Annotated in this window: 12 protein-coding genes; 4 read left to right on the top strand and 8 right to left on the bottom strand. The window is 46.2% G+C overall.

All coding sequences use genetic code 11. From position 1 onward, the window contains the following. Positions 1-6 precede the first annotated feature (6 nt). Positions 7-975: an ABC transporter permease gene (locus BLS14_RS19925; protein ID WP_090953579.1), complete on the bottom strand. Its 969-nt coding sequence runs from the start codon at positions 973-975 to the stop codon at positions 7-9. Positions 976-1,239: 264 nt separating this feature from the next. Here BLS14_RS19925 and BLS14_RS19930 point away from each other — a divergent pair, with 264 nt between their 5' ends. Further along, positions 1,240-3,525, top strand: a complete 2,286-nt coding sequence (locus tag BLS14_RS19930) for a helix-turn-helix domain-containing protein (RefSeq protein WP_090953581.1) — start codon at positions 1,240-1,242, stop codon at positions 3,523-3,525. Positions 3,526-3,604: 79 nt separating this feature from the next. Here BLS14_RS19930 and BLS14_RS19935 read toward each other — a convergent pair whose 3' ends face one another. Next, positions 3,605-4,630: a leucine-rich repeat domain-containing protein gene (locus BLS14_RS19935; RefSeq protein ID WP_090953583.1), complete on the bottom strand. Its 1,026-nt coding sequence runs from the start codon at positions 4,628-4,630 to the stop codon at positions 3,605-3,607. A gap of 281 nt (positions 4,631-4,911) precedes the next feature. On the opposite strand from BLS14_RS19935, the gene BLS14_RS19940 reads away from it, so the two are divergent. Further along, the gene (locus BLS14_RS19940; protein WP_090953585.1) at positions 4,912-6,096 is read left to right on the top strand and encodes an aminotransferase class I/II-fold pyridoxal phosphate-dependent enzyme; all 1,185 of its coding nucleotides are present in this window, start codon (positions 4,912-4,914) and stop codon (positions 6,094-6,096) included. A gap of 124 nt (positions 6,097-6,220) precedes the next feature. Here the strand turns inward: BLS14_RS19940 and BLS14_RS19945 are convergent, their stop codons facing one another. The 3 genes from BLS14_RS19945 to BLS14_RS19955 form a co-directional block, all read right to left on the bottom strand. Further along, positions 6,221-8,269 carry an iron ABC transporter permease gene (locus BLS14_RS19945; RefSeq protein ID WP_090953587.1) on the bottom strand — a complete coding sequence of 683 codons (2,049 nt, stop codon included), beginning with the start codon at positions 8,267-8,269 and terminating at the stop codon, positions 6,221-6,223. Next, entirely contained in the window at positions 8,266-9,261 is a 996-nt protein-coding gene (locus BLS14_RS19950) for an ABC transporter substrate-binding protein (RefSeq protein ID WP_072734586.1), read from the bottom strand. Before BLS14_RS19950 ends, BLS14_RS19945 begins: the two co-directional genes overlap by 4 nt. A gap of 231 nt (positions 9,262-9,492) precedes the next feature. After that, complete coding sequence (locus BLS14_RS19955; protein WP_072734587.1) at positions 9,493-10,035, bottom strand: CueP family metal-binding protein; 543 nt, start codon at positions 10,033-10,035, stop codon at positions 9,493-9,495. A 281-nt stretch (positions 10,036-10,316) separates the two neighbouring features. On the opposite strand from BLS14_RS19955, the gene BLS14_RS19960 reads away from it, so the two are divergent. Continuing rightward, positions 10,317-11,087, top strand: a complete 771-nt coding sequence (locus tag BLS14_RS19960; RefSeq protein WP_090809769.1) for an isoprenyl transferase — start codon at positions 10,317-10,319, stop codon at positions 11,085-11,087. 2 nt (positions 11,088-11,089) lie between these two features. Here BLS14_RS19960 and BLS14_RS19965 read toward each other — a convergent pair whose 3' ends face one another. Then, positions 11,090-11,992, bottom strand: coding sequence for an alpha/beta fold hydrolase (locus BLS14_RS19965; RefSeq protein WP_371121654.1), 903 nt, complete (start codon positions 11,990-11,992; stop codon positions 11,090-11,092). Positions 11,993-12,154: 162 nt separating this feature from the next. Here BLS14_RS19965 and BLS14_RS19970 point away from each other — a divergent pair, with 162 nt between their 5' ends. Beyond that, positions 12,155-12,868, top strand: coding sequence for a MerR family transcriptional regulator (locus BLS14_RS19970; protein ID WP_090809766.1), 714 nt, complete (start codon positions 12,155-12,157; stop codon positions 12,866-12,868). Between the two features lie 116 nt (positions 12,869-12,984). Here the strand turns inward: BLS14_RS19970 and BLS14_RS19975 are convergent, their stop codons facing one another. Both BLS14_RS19975 and BLS14_RS19980 read right to left on the bottom strand, forming a co-directional pair. Beyond that, the gene (locus BLS14_RS19975; RefSeq protein ID WP_090953589.1) at positions 12,985-14,022 is read right to left on the bottom strand and encodes an NAD(P)/FAD-dependent oxidoreductase; all 1,038 of its coding nucleotides are present in this window, start codon (positions 14,020-14,022) and stop codon (positions 12,985-12,987) included. After that, positions 14,023-14,997, bottom strand: a complete 975-nt coding sequence (locus tag BLS14_RS19980) for an ABC transporter substrate-binding protein (protein ID WP_063565412.1) — start codon at positions 14,995-14,997, stop codon at positions 14,023-14,025. Positions 14,998-15,017 lie beyond the last annotated feature (20 nt).

Below are 15,017 nucleotides of genomic sequence, written 5' to 3' on the forward strand. Positions count from 1 at the left end.
CTCTTTCTACCATAGACTGGTCTCACTTAATCGGCGGCTAAGCCAGTTGGCCGTATAGATGAATATCAGACTGATGACACCCATGAACAAATCAATGGACGCACCATAGCTAAAATTCCCCTGTACCATACCCACCCTGTAAACATACGTGCTGATAATATCCGCTGTATCGTAGATCGCCGGATTCTGCATCAGGAAGACTTTCTCGAATCCGATTTCCAGCACTTTGCCGATATTTAGAATCAGTGTAATGACGATCGCGGGAGATATACCGGGTAGTGTGACATGCCAGATTTTGCGCAATCGGCTTGCCCCGTCCATATCTGCGGCTTCATACAACTGCGGATCGATGGCCGTTAGCGCGGCCAGATAAATAATGGTCTCCCAGCCGATATGTTGCCAGATTTCCGACAGGACGTAGATGCCCCTGAACAGCCCGGGCTCATTCATGAAATTGATCGGTCCAATGCCGATACCTGCCAGCAAATTGTTAATGAGCCCTCCGGTTGGGGACAGGAACATAATCACCATACTCGCCACGATTACATTCGAGATGAAATGCGGCAGATAGCTGACCGTCTGTACAAAACGCTTGAATGCTGCCCTTCGCACCTCATTCAGCAGAATGGCCAGCAAGATTGGGGCTGGAAAGCCGAACACCAGCTTATACAGTCCCAGCAGAAACGTATTCTTCATCAGCGGCCAAAAATCAGGATTCTCCAGAAACATCCGGTAATATTTGAATCCCACCCAATCACTGGCCCAAATTCCTTTAAACAGATTGTAATCCTTGAACGTGATGACCAGACCAAACATCGGCGCATAGCGGAAGATCAAATAATACAGGAGGCATGGCAGGAATAGCAGCCATAGCGCCTTGTTCCTGTTCCAGGTTCTGATCAAACGCGACTTCCGCCGAGGCGGCCGGTGCGCTTCCTTTTGCAGTGTGCGTTGCGTTACGCTAGCATCAGCCATCGGCATGCCCCCTCTTGCTTAGATGAGTTAATTCGACTTGTATGTCAGATAACTTAACCTGGAATTCCTGGGTTCGTATTCGAATTATAGCTATAAACCTTTAGAAAGCGCTATCTACATGTTATATAACTTTTCGCCTTTACTCCTTTTTTCCAGATATCCGCGTATAATTCAGTAAAAGTGTATATTGTTTGTGTCAGATTTATGCCGCTATGATAGGATTAACTACTCGATCCGGGGCTGTACTCAAGGGGGAATGTCATAATGAAGGGACTGCTTACAAGCAAATTTGCGCTGAATGGACTGTTTGTCAAGCTAATGCTGAGCTTCCTCAGTGTCATCCTGATTTTGGCTTCATTTAATCTGTTCTCCCATCTGTACTTAAGCAACAAGGTCTATCAGGAGATGGTCAGACAAAATGAACTAGGCCTTGCGCAGACCGTTGAAGGGTATGAGAATCATTTCCGACTGACCCAGAACATGATTCTGGCCCTCACCCAATCGGATACCTGGACAGCCAATCTGGGCATTTTGAGCCACATTAAGGAGAACCGCCGTTACGATATTCCCGCAGAGGTGAAGTCGGACCTCTCCACGCTGTACGCTAATCCTTTTCTGCATATCGACAATTTCATTCTCTATTTCAAGCAAGAAGACTATGTACTGGAGAAGGAAGGTCTTAGCAGTGCCAGCGATATGTTCGGTAAATATTATTATAGTAAAGAATATCCTCCGGACTATTGGAAAACTCAAACGATGAACAAACAGTTCCTGAAAGTAATGCCTGCGGCAGCTTTTACGGAAAATACCGTTCACTCATCCCGTTCTCTCGGTCAACTGATGCCCGTCATGATGAAAGCCATTCCTTACGAAGATGTGTACGGCATTGTTATGCTGGATCCACAACGTATGCAGGACACATATGGCGATGCCGCTAATAATCCGTTCTACATTCTGGACAACGAGGGACGCCTGCTTTTTACTACGAAGGAGGGGGAACTGCAGAATCCGCAGCTACCTGCAGACGGAAGCAAACATGAACGTATTGGGGATCAGTATTACTTTTATGAAAAAGGTAAACAAACCGGGTTTACTTATGTCCGGGTCACTCAGGCCGCGGTAATCGCCGCGGAAATGCGCGGCATGCAGCTGCTGCTGGCTTTCCTGCTTGGCGCTGCTGTACTAATTAGCGTGCTCTCCTCCCTGTTTTTCAGTATAAGATTAAACCAGCCACTCCAACGTCTTATTGCCGCTCTGGACCGAAATCCGGACAGCGGACCAGACAAATGGAGCAGTGTAAAAGAATTCGCCATGATCGGCGACCGCCTGAGCTCTATTCTGGAGAATAACCGTTATATTCAAAGCGACCTTGCGCAGAAGAACTCTCTCGTACGCCAGTACGCTTATATCCATAAAGTAAAAAATATACCGCTCAGCTCCTATCTGGCGGAGCTTGAGGATGCCCAGCAATCCGAGCAGCCTTATGTCTCCATTCTGTTCAAGGTAGGCTTCAAATTCCAGCCGGATGAATTCGGGCAACATACCCTGTTATTATGGAAGCTGATTCAGAGCCTGTTTACCAGTAGCAAAACCAATAGCGTGGCCATTCAGCCCGAGCAGGACCAACTGCTCTTGCTGCTGTTCGATCCAGGTCCACAGAGTGGTATTCTTCAAGCGCTCGATACACTGAAGGAGTTGCTGGCTGTCGAGGAAACCCTTTATCTGACCATTGCGGTAAGTCCGGTGTATTCCGGAGAAATTCCGTTTACCGATGCGTACAGCAATCTGTCCATGCTGTTAAAAGAGCGCAGGCTGAATGGGGAGACACAAGTTATTGTGGAGCCGCGTGCTTCTTCGTCAAATGCCTTCCATGTGAAGGTCACTTATGGGGAGGAACTGCACAACCTGCTGCAATCCGGCAATGAAGAGGCCGTATTCGCTTGGCTGGATCGCCAGCTGGAGCAACTGCAGCACAAGGATGCGGCCGCAGAAGACTTCCGCACCTTTGCCATCGGTGCAGTCGAACAGATCAGCAAGACGGTGATGAAGCTGAATTTGACGAACATCGAATCCGAGCTTCGCTCTTCTCCTCCGGGAGAGGCATTTGCTGGTTTCCATTCCATGCAGCAATACAGAGAATGGCTTCAGGCGTTGGCTCAACCGGTACTTGCGGCAGTACGCAGCCAGCTGGAAACGCGTGATCCGGTTATCACCTTTGTGCTGGACTACCTGGATCATCATTATGGGGAAGACATTAATTTGAATATCGTCGCCGACAAGTTGAATTTAACATCGGGGTACCTCTCCAGTATTTTCAAGGAAAAGACTAACATCAACTTCAGCGAATATCTGAACAATCTGCGGGTTGAGCGGGCCAAAGAACTGCTTGTGAATGTAGATCTGCGAATTCAGGACATTGCGACACAGGTCGGCTATCAAAATGTGAATTCGTTCATCCGCATGTTCAAGCGTCGATACGGGCTGACCCCCGGAGAATACCGCAGGCGTCATGCGGGTGATGAGCCATTCATCTCCTCCAGCCATGGCTAACCAGATGTGAGCGGGCAAGAACCGAAGATTGTAAATACACCAGCGTCCGCTCGGAAGCAGGCGCTGGTGTACTGTCAGTTTACATTAGAATTTTGGACAGGTGCATAAGAGCCATCGAAGGAATTCGTTGTTCTTCAGGAATTTGTTCATAGAGCAGATGCCCTTTTCCCGCTTCAATCATTTGTTTGCGCATAGTAGCAATACGACCTTTACTATGATCAATAAAACGAAAATCCACCTGTTTCAAATTTTGCATTTCGGTCATACACTCAAAAGTTTCTGCCTTTATCCCCTTATGTATCTCTTTCAGTTCCAGCACCTCCAATTGATCCGCAGTCCACAGGTTCTCAATCTCTTGCAGAGACTTCATGAAATCCAGTTCAAGCTGCCGCAGATTTTTCATGTGCGAGAAGTCGCACAACCGCTCAATCTTGGGTAGCGAAAGGTGCAGAAAGACCAGATGATGTAATGCTCCTACTGCATCGATCTCGGTCAGATTCTTTACGGACGATAACCTCAGCATACGGATATTCGATTCAGCCAGTACTTCGAGTGAACCAGCCAATGTACAGTGATCGAGAGCCAAATACTCGATAAATGGTAAGTCTACAACAAAATCAAGCTGATCAATGTCACAGTTCAGGACGAGGGTGCTCAACCGAATGCAGTCCTCAATCGGCGAGATATCGGGAAATTTCCCGCTAAGTGCGAGGTAATTCAAGTATTTGTAATTCCGGATGAAGTTTAGGTTTTGCTTTTTGGGTGAGCGAATGTTCAGAAACTCCATCTTTTGCAGCGCACTCAATATACTCAAATCTTGTGTTTGCTTGAGATCCAGCTGCAAAGCGGTGACATGTTTTAAACCAGCAAGTGCCTCCAGAAACTCTTCTGAATACCGCCCCTTCACATCTGTATTGGACACATTTAAAATCAAATCGGGTCGTTTGGCAAACACATATTCATCCAGTGTTCGCAGATCATGCATCTCGTCCAGCCCGACAACAAAGCTAATCGTAGCCCTGTTCCGCAGTTGTACGATAGCCTTGTCCATTTTATCCTCGTTCCAGGGAACTCCACTCATCGAAGCGGCCCACGGTTCGTTCATTACTGGTCACCCTCCAATTCTCTGATACTTATCCATGTCCAGCTTTCCTTTAATTGTAAATCAAGAAGAGTACATTGAGAAGTCGAATACACATTTCGTGGTTACTTATCACCTGAAAACTCTGCTATTTATCCATGTCCAGCTTTCCTTTAATTGTAAATCAAGAAGAGTACATTGAGAAGTCGAATACACATTTCGTGGTTACTTATCACCTGAAAACTCTGCTATAATACCTCCAAGTGTTATTCCCCAAGGGGAGATCAGGATGGAGGATAATCATCATGAAGTTTGCTAAACGTATGGAACATTTCAGTGAGGGGATATTCACACGTTTGCTGGAAATCAAGAGGCAACGACTGAAGAATGGAGAACCTGTCATCGATTTAAGTGTAGGCACACCCAATATTCCCCCGGCCCAACATATCATGACGGCTTTATGCGAGGCAGCAGCAGATGCTTCAAACTATACATATGCTGTAAATGATCAGAGCGAATTGCTGCAAGCAGTCAGTGAATGGTACAAGCGCCGTTACCATGTTGAACTGAACCCGAAAACCCAAATTTGCTCCTTGCTTGGATCACAGGAAGGACTCGCCCATATTTCTTTGGCGATCGTTGATGAAGGAGATTTAGTCCTTGTACCCGATCCTTGTTATCCAGTCTTTGCTGATGGACCTCTACTTGCAGGAGCCGAACTGTATTATATGCCCCAAAAAGAAGAACATGGATATGTTATTCAACTTCAGGACATTCCTGAAGCTGTTGCGCGCAAAGCAAAATTCATGCTTGTATCCTATCCCAACAATCCGACGACAGCAATGGCACCCGATCAGTTCTATCTGGATCTAATTGATTTTGCCAAGAAATACGACATTATCGTTCTTCATGACAATGCATACAGCGAGCTAGTGTTCGATGGGAAAACGTGCGGTAGTTTCCTTGCTTATCCCGGGGCGATGGATGTCGGCATTGAATTCAACTCGTTATCCAAAACCTATGGATTGGCTGGGGCACGAATCGGCTTTTGTGTGGGGAACCCGGATGTGGTATCTGTGCTTAAAAAGTTGAAATCCAACATGGATTACGGCATGTTTCTTCCGATTCAGAAGGCAGCCATTGCTGCAATCACAGGGGATCAGAGTGAAGTTGAGCGGGTCAGAGATATCTACGAGGAGCGCAGAGATATTCTTTGCGAAGGATTCAGCAACCTCGGTTGGCATATTGCCAAACCCGAAGCCAGCATGTTCATCTGGAGTCGGATTCCAGACCACTACGATACCTCAGAGCAGTTTGCCATGGATCTGGTTACACAAGCGGGTGTAATCGTAACGCCTGGGAGTGCATTCGGACCTTCGGGTGAAGGATATGTGAGATTCGCTTTGGTTCAGGATAAAGAGACGTTGCAGCAAGCGATCCTATCGGTAGATAACAGTGGAATGCTAAGAGAAAAAACAACGAAGTTATAACACAAATGAAAAAAAGCTATCATAATAAAATATCCCCTCTAGGTAAGCAGTGAGAAAAGAGAACATGTCTACATGAACTCACCACTGAAAACCAGAGGGGATTTTTTATTTAAGGATCGAATGTTTAAGCTGATTTGCGCCAGTTGGAACGATACATTAAATAAAGGAAATACGGCGTTCCAATGATTGCAATTAACAATCCGGATGGAATCTCGGTTGGTGCCATAATGGTCCTTCCGATTGTATCCGCCAGCACCAGCATCACTGCACCGACCAAAGCCGACAGAAACATCGACCGTCTTAACTTGTTTCCCGTCAACAGACGGACCATATGTGGGGCAATTAGCCCGATAAATCCAACCGTTCCCACACAGGCGACTGCACCTGCGGCAAGCAAAACACCAACGGTCATAGCCAGCAGACGCGTCCGACGAACACTCAAGCCAAGACCGGAAGCACTATTATCGTCGAATACCAACAGTTCGAATCTTCGCGCCAGCCACCACGCAAGCGGGATCAAAATCAACAGGAACACCCCAATGATCTTCACTTGATCCCACGTACGTGCATAAGTACTGCCTGTTAGCCAGATAAAACCGCTACTGCCATATACAGCGCCGCGAACAATCAGAACCTGAATGCCTGCGCCTGCAATTGCAGACATGGCGATACCCAGCAATACAACTGCGGAAGGATTGAGACCCTTCTTCCAGGACAAAGAGAATACGACTGCTGCAGCGAGCCCTGCCCCAACAATCGCCGCGATAGGCAGCAAGAACACCGGAAGACCAGGCCATAGGATGATGACCATCATCGCACCCAAGCCTGCGCCTGACGATACGCCCACGATGGACGCGTCAGCAAGCGGGTTGCGAACGGCCATCTGAATAAGCACACCGCTGATCGCCAGCGCAGCACCTGCACCTGCGGCGACAAGAGTTCGCGGAATGCGAAGCTGCACAATGGCCGAGTATAGCCCATCCGATTGAAACAGGCTTGGCAGAAGATCAGCCATTGGAATGCGCATCCCGCCAAACATCGTACTAAGGAGAACCAATGCTAACGTTAGTACCGTAAAGATAATAGCAATAGGGCCGAATGCCCAGCGACGCGAACGTGCTCCTGTGCTCATTGAGGTAGACATGCCTGATCCATTTGCTGCCTTCATGCGTGTAAGTACAAGCCAGATTAGCCATGGTGCACCAATGATTGCCATCACGGCCCCTGTCGGCAACTCCAGACTGGAGTTATGAACCATCTTGGCAAGTACGTCTGCACCGACTAGCAGTGCTGCGCCCCACAAGAAAACACCAGGCAATAACAATCGATTTGAACGAATTCCACTCAATCGAACCAGATGAGGTGCCACCAAACCCACAAAGCCAATTGGCCCAATTACACTGACAATGACCGCAGCCAGCAACACAGCAATAATTAACCCCGTGGCACGGGCCATGCCTACTTTTTGCCCGAGTGAGGAAGCAGTTGATTCATCCAGTTCCAACATATCCCACTGCCGGGATAAAACCAGGGCAACGATCGTAATTCCAATGACCCAAGGCCATGCGTAAATTACACCGCTCCAGTCATTCTGAACAAGCGTTCCTGATCCCCATAGAAATAATGCCTGAGTCTCCTGAGAGAAGAAAATATGCAGCGCGCTTGTAAAAGAACCAAGTACCATCGATACAATCATGCCGGACAGCGCAAGTCGCACCAGACTTGACGTTCTCCCCCCGCCCATGAAGTAGGCTGCGGCAGCTGCCAGTAATCCACCGAGTACGGCGAAAAGGAAAGGCGATTGCTGCATCAAGCCTGGGAAAAAAATCGTTCCCAACACCACGACAAAATAGGCCCCCGCATTGATGCCGAGTGTGTCCGATGCCGCGAGCGGATTGCGTGTAATGGTCTGTAACAACGAACCAGCAACAGCAAGCGCCCCTCCAGCGAGTATACCGATTACTGTTCGCGGCATGCGCAGATCCCAGATCATATTATGTTCCAGTGTGTCCTGCCTGCCCATAAGTGAATCTACAACCGTATGGAGTGGAATTGAAGCTTCTCCATAACACAGGCTTACAAAAAAAAGCACGATGAGAGCGGTTAGACCGCCCCCATAAATGCTTAATGTACGCCAGTTAAACACTGGTCGGGAATGTTGGACCGAACTCATTGGGTAATCGCTCCAACAACCCCGTCAACCAGAGCTTTGGACGAGATAGGTCCACCAAACGTCCATGTTGTGCTATCCAGTTGATAAGTGCGTTTATCTTTGACAAAATTCAGACCTTTCCATACTGAATTGTCTTTCATTGCTGTGCCAAAAACGTCATCATCCGGTTGTGTGATGTAGATGAAGTTGCTGTCCTGAACAGCAGGCAAGGATTCAATACCTACCGTTGAGAAGCCATATCCTTCAATCTTGTCCGGCTGCCAGTCGTTAACCAGTCCAACCTTCGCCAACGTGCCAATTACGACAGCGTTATCGGTAAACATGCGAAGACTTGCTGCATTTTGATACGTAAATGCTTGTGTCAGTACATAATGGAATTCCGATTTGTCGGCAGCAGCAAGTTTATCTTTGGCTTCTGTATAGTGCTGATCGAGTTCATCGAGTACCTTCTTCGCTTGGTCTTCTTTTCCAAGAGCAACCGCGATATTGTTGAACGTTTCCGTCATTTTGTCATAATTATAGCCATCACCCGTATACAGGTCATATTCAAGCGTTGGTGCAATGGCATTGAGCTGATCATAGATATTCGAATTGGAATTGGCGATAATCAAATCCGGCTTCAAAGCTGCAATCGCCTCCAGATTTGGCTCGTCACGTGTTCCAACATCCGTCACCGTGTCATCCAAAGCTGCTTCGGGAGTCACATAGACTTTATAGTTGGCGTTATCTGCACTACCTACTGGCTGAACACCCAGTGCTACTACATCTTCCGTATATGTCCATTCCAGTGTAACAACTCTCTTAGCTGGTTTGTCCAGTTTGAGCTCTCCACCACTATGTTTAACTGTAACAGGACCTGCTGTCTCTTCAGTCGGCGTGCTGCCGGAAGAGGCATTTTCATTTGTATCTGTTGTGCTGCTGGCTTTACCGCAACCTGTCAGAGCAAGCGCCAAAACCGTCAGCAATAAAAATCCGTTTAAGCTTTTTTTCATATCCTACTTCTCCCCTATTTATATGTATTTATATGATAACAATTATCATTATCACTAATGGATTATCCCGTAGGATTGCGATTTTGTCAATTCAAAAGAGTTATTATTTTCATTTTGCAAAATCTTCACTGTCACAGCATAAACAGAAAAAAATGAAAGAACCCGCATTCAAGGCGGGCCTGGATCACATCGAGTCTTTTGAAATGATGTTAGAATGCACCGTACGACGATTTAACTCAACTGCATCGTTGTGATGCACGTATTATCTTCTTCATATGTAGATAACTGTGTCTCTGCAACCTTTCCATCATGCACCACACGAATGAGGTATGACTTATCTCTGGCTAACCAAAAATCCATAAAACCGTTGGAGCCGGCCTTCATCTCAGCATCCTTCATAAGCGTATTTCCTTCAGAGTCATGAATCGTCACAATGAACTTCTTATTCTTCATTTCGCCCTGACATCCGGTCAGGCTATGAATTGCACAAGGATGAGTCTGATCCACATAGGGTGCAATGGAAAGGAAAAACTCCTTTTCAGGCAAGTCGTAGGTTGTCGTTTGGTTACCTTTATCCGTGACGATTAACTGGGTGGCATTAATGGAAGCCGATTCCGGTGTCTCCTTGCCTGTACTGATATCTTCTACTAATTTCTTAATATTGGGTGCTTCCGCGTTACCTGCCTCTTCTGTCCCCACATTGTTTGCAATAAGGAAGGCCCCCAACACAATTACAACCACTAAGCTGGCAATGATCCACATTTGTTTTTTCATCTGGAGTTCATCTCCTCGTCCGTTTTGGTTTATTATAAGGGAAAATACACCAACATTTAAGTGAATAAACGCATACAGCTGGAATGTAAAGGTTTTGATATAAAAAATCCTGGAATACGACGGTCGACTCATGTTCTGCACGATACTAATGTAGTAACCTATCATGGCTTGTCCCTGTGCAATCCTATATAATAACCATAAATTATGGAAATCATTTCGAACATTTGAATCCATTATACGTGTCTAACTTATTCTAGCTTGAGGATCAGGAGGAATTTCCAATGAAGAGGTACCGTGTACATAAAGAAAAACCGAATACACCCCATTCTATCGACTGGAACGGATTAATCCCAAGGCATATCGCAATCATGATGGATGGAAATGGAAGATGGGCTACGCGAAAAGGATTACCTCGAAGTGCTGGGCACTATGCAGGAATGCAGACAATGCGGGAAACGATAAGCATGTGCCACAAAAACGGGATTGCTTCGCTCACTCTTTACGCCTTCTCTACGGAAAACTGGAAAAGGCCCAAGGAAGAGGTCGATTACATCATTAGTTTGGTGGTCGAATTTGTACAGGATACAACCGTTCAGGAACTGAATCAGAATAATATCAAAGTTAATTTTATCGGTGATATCTCAAAATTCCCAGAAGAAACACAGGAAGCGATGCGCAAAGTGGTGGAACTAACCCAAACGAACAGCGGGATGGCTGTGTATTTTGCGATGAATTATGGGGGTAAAAACGATATTGTACAAGCGATCAAAACGTACATCGTAGAAAATAATGAAGAAAACAAAGAAACCTCGGAAATCTCCGAGGCGGATTTTGAAAAGTTTTTGTATACCGGACTCAATCCTGCCCCCGATCTGCTGATCCGAACCAGTGGGGAGAAACGGTTAAGCAATTTTCTATTATGGCAAGCCGCTTATTCCGAGCTCTGGTTCACGGATGTGATGTGGCCGGATTTCAATGAGCAATTGTTATACGAATCCATTCTGGATTATCAGCAGCGCAAACAAAGAGCTTTAGACGATATCACACAGTAATATCAACTTGTTTTTGCCGATCCTGAGCTTAAATGACTTTTTAACCAGGGATGGATAATAGGGAGAACGGTGCTGGGCTGCATGGCTTTGGTGTGATCCATATCCGCTCCCTTGATGATTTCGACGGTCCAGCCGAGGTTTTCAAGAACGGATTTATGCTTTTGCAATCGTCCAGCGATATCCACCGTCACATTCCCAAATTTCTCACCGTACACAATCGTATCTTTCTCTCCTGCAAAAGCCAATCTGGGGATATTCAACTGAGTTTGAATACGTTGGTCATCGAAATCAATTAAACCTTGATACAAGGTCGCAAATTGTTTCGTTTGAGCCGGATCGATCTTTAACTCCAAGTTGTCCCAATCCAATTGATCCGGACTCAATTCTTCAGCTTTCATTAGGGTTTCTGCTGAGTGTATTTCTCCCGTTTCTTCATACTGCTTCAATGCTCCCTCATATGTCTTGATGGTCACTACTCTCATTTCCTCATACGGCCCCTCGTATGGCGGGAATCCTCCCATAATGAGACTTTCCATTCGGTCAGTCCGCAGGGCTAACTGCAGCCCGGCGAGAGCCAGCCAGGAGTATCCATAATAACTAAATCGATTCACATTCATCTGATCCGCAATTCGTAACAAATCCTGAGCGATATATTCGGGCGTAAAATGTTCCGGATGGGGATGTGCCATATAGTGGCCTTCATAATCAAAATGCAGGATCTGAAATTCATCGGAAAGTCCGTCGATAAACTTTGCACCCAATTCAGGATCAACCCCCCATAACTTTAGGGTTTCAGCTTCTTGTCCAGTTACGGACTTTTTGGATATGGGCAGCATGATGACACTACGATCTTGCGCTCCCGTCAGACCCACTTCAAGCTGCGAGCCATTTAACAATGTAATCATTTTCTGCAATTGAACCAGTCCTTTACTGTTGATATCCTCAGTGTATAACATAGATGCAATCTTTCGGTTTTCATTATAAAGTGTTGATAAAATATGGACTTTGGCGCGTTGTATGTTAGTGTAGCACTTGAAGGTTTTACTTGAAGCATGAGGAGAAGAAACATGAACCGAACATATACACCTGGGCAGATTGCCACAAGGCTGGATGTAAGTACAACTACACTGCGACGGTATGAAAAGGAGAACCTGATTCCTGACGTTCCACGGACCGCCAGCAATCACAGGTACTATACCCCTGTTCATCTTCAGGCGTTTGTCGCCATTCGTTTATTATTGAAAGGGTATGAGATTCCCGTTGCATATGAGGTTATGAGAAAAGTAAAACAGGGTGATACAATCGATGCCCTCTGGCTTATAAACCAACAGCTGTACAACAGCCAACTGGAGAAGCAACGAATGGAAGACATATGGAAGATGGTGCAACAGGTGGATTTTGCTAACGATCGAAAGGTTGGAACGACGGAGGCGGTGACGATTGGAAAAGCTGCCGAAGCAGCCGGGGTCAACACTTCTGCTATCAGGCATTGGGAAACAGAAGGCTTGATTTGCTCCGAAAGAGACCCTAACAACGGTTATCGAATGTATACCCGAGCCGAGTTAAGAAAGATATTGGTCATTAGCAGTTTAAGAAAATCCGTCTACTACATTGAACATATGAAAGAGCTTCTGAACACTGTCGGCACGCAGGATTATACACAGATTAATAATGCCTTCCAACTGGCTCTGCAAAAGCTTAACAGCCAACTGTCCCTGCAATTTGCAGGCGTGAAGGAACTTATGACATATATTGAATTATTTCAGGAACCACAGGGGTAACTTATTGGTTAGTTGAGATTGGATGTTTTAATAAAAAAAGCCCGACACATGTTCGAGAAATTATTCTCAATACCGGTCGGGCTTCTTACTGTTACTTCACGTTCTAACATGCTGATTTACAGGGTAGAAATGGCTTTGTTTTTCTCAAAGAACCTTGCATTATGGGACGATACTCCTGCCATATCGGAAGCGGTCGGCTCCAGATAGAGCTTGGCACTATTCACTGCGAGTACGGCATCATTAAATGCACCAGCAATCAGACGGACTTTGCTTCCATAGGTAATGAAATCACCTGCTCCGAAGATTCCCGGCTGACTTGTGCACATTCGCGGATCAACCGAGATACCGTAATCTTCACGTTCCAGTCCCCAATGGACCAGGTTACCGAAATCACGATCGTATCCATGACTTACAACCACTTCATCCACTTCAATTGGCATGATCTCCCCATTGTCTACATGGGCAAGTTCGACGCGGCCTATTTTGTCTCCTGTACCATATAAGCGCGAGATGCTGTAAGGAGTCAAGACTTGGGCAAAAGCTTTCATCTGGGCAACAGGCAGCTCATGTGCCGTAAACTCCTGGCGTCTGTGCACCACAATGACCTCCCGCGCCAATCCCTCCATTTCATTCGCCCAATCTATTGCGGAATCCCCGCCTCCCGAGATCAGCACACGTTTATCCTTGAATCTGGACAGATCCGTAATGGTATAGTGTAGATTCGTCAGCTCATACCGATTTGCGCCTTCAATATCCAGCTTCTGAACCTGCGTCATGCCTCTGCCTGCACATAACAAAATCGTACGCGTGTAATGACGCTCTCCTGTCTTTGAGGTGAGTACAAATACTTGATCATCGCGTCGTTCCATCTGAGCAATTTCCTGGCCGAATACAATGGTTGGATCGAAGGTTCTTGCCTGTCTTTCCAGGGAATCAATCAATTTCTCACAACGAATCGGATCAACTCCACCTACATCCCAGACCAGTTTCTCCGGGTACGTGCGCATAAATCCGCCCAATTCCTCTTTGGCTTCAATCATTTTGGTACGCATGGCTCTCATCCCGCTGTAAAATGCAGCATACATTCCTGCCGGTCCGCCACCAACAATCGTTATATCGTAAATGTCCAATTGCTGCTCTGCTTCAGTATTCATCTAGGGCACCAACTTTTCAACGACATAATCCAACAACTTGGCCGACCCAATAGGGCCCACACCTGTTACAAAATCACTCGTTTTCAGCGGAAAGACATGATTGTCTTTCACGGCGTTCAAGCTCGCCCACACTTTGCTTTCTTTCAGGTTATCCATGGATTGCTTCGTATCATAGCCTTTCAGCGTCCTGTCTTCTAGAAATATATAATCCGGGTTCATTTCCGGCAAAAATTCCAGGGAAAACTGGCTAAACCAATCGGTAGAGTCTTTGATGACTTCAGGGCTGTTCAGACCCAAAGTATCATAGAAAAAGACACTGCTGCTTCCTCCTTTGGGACCCATGAAACGGTAACGATTGTGCTCTACTCGAAGAACCAGCACGGTTTTGCCGCCGATGGCTTGAGAAATTTTCTCCTGTGCCTGCTTCGCCTTCTCATCAAATTCAGCCAGCACTTTGGCAGATTCCTCTGTCTTGTCAAAGACAGCAGCCAACTTCGGCATGGCAATCTGCATTTCACTGTTGGAATCCAGAGCCACCGTTGGAGCAATCTTGGATAGTTCATCATATACGCCTTGCTCCATACCTACGCCTGCGGTAACAATTATATCTGGTGACAACGTCAGCAATTGTTCATAATTATATTGATATTGTTCCGCTTCAATCATTTGGACCCCGTGTTCCTCAAAATAAGACGCACGATAGTCCGGTTCAATCTCCGGAACAAATATAACCATCTGCGGTGTAACGCCCATCTCAATCAAGTACTCGGCATAGATGGAATCTAGTACAAGCATATTTTGAGGATTCGTAGGAATCGTCACCTCTCCAAACTGATCCCGAACAACTTTCGTCTCATTTTTCTCTGCCGTTTTTGCTGAAGCTTCCACTTCTTTATCAGAAGAACCGGAACAGGCGGAAAGCACCAAACTTAGTGCCAACAGCACCATTCCCAAACCCTTAAACCTTCGTGACATGATCTACTCGCCCCTTATGT

The organism is Paenibacillus sp. OK060, assembly GCF_900101205.1.
Taxonomy (GTDB): domain Bacteria; phylum Bacillota; class Bacilli; order Paenibacillales; family Paenibacillaceae; genus Paenibacillus; species Paenibacillus marchantiae.